This window comes from Bacteroides caecigallinarum (genome assembly GCF_016901995.1).
Classification (GTDB): domain Bacteria; phylum Bacteroidota; class Bacteroidia; order Bacteroidales; family Bacteroidaceae; genus Phocaeicola; species Phocaeicola cellulolyticus.
In genome coordinates this window covers 1-430 of sequence record NZ_JACJLE010000159.1, presented here as the reverse complement: position 1 = coordinate 430, position 430 = coordinate 1, and the positions used below count along the sequence as shown (strand labels likewise).

Below are 430 nucleotides of genomic sequence, written 5' to 3'. Positions count from 1 at the left end.
GTGACTACACGGGTATCTAATCCTGTTTGCTCCCCATGCTCTCATGCCTCAGCGTCAGTTACAGTCCAGTAAGTCGCCTTCGCCACTGGTGTTCTTCCTAATCTCTACGCATTTCACCGCTACACTAGGAATTCCACTTACCTCTCCTGCACTCTAGTTAAACAGTTTTATGTGCTTTCTACAGGTTAAGCCTATATATTTAACACATAACTTACTCAACCGCCTACGCATCCTTTACGCCCAGTTATTCCGAACAACGCTTGCCACCTACGTATTACCGCGGCTGCTGGCACGTAGTTAGCCGTGGCTTCCTCTGCAGGTACCGTCCTTCCTCTTCCCTGCTAACAGAGCTTTACAATCCGAAAACCTTCTTCACTCACGCGGCGTTGCTGCATCAGGGTTTCCCCCATTGTGCAATATTCCCCACTGC

General features: G+C 49.3%; 1 rRNA gene. It reads right to left on the bottom strand.

What is annotated here, in order from left to right:
* Window positions 1–430: ribosomal RNA gene (locus H6A61_RS15440) — 16S ribosomal RNA — on the bottom strand; the annotation flags it as partial.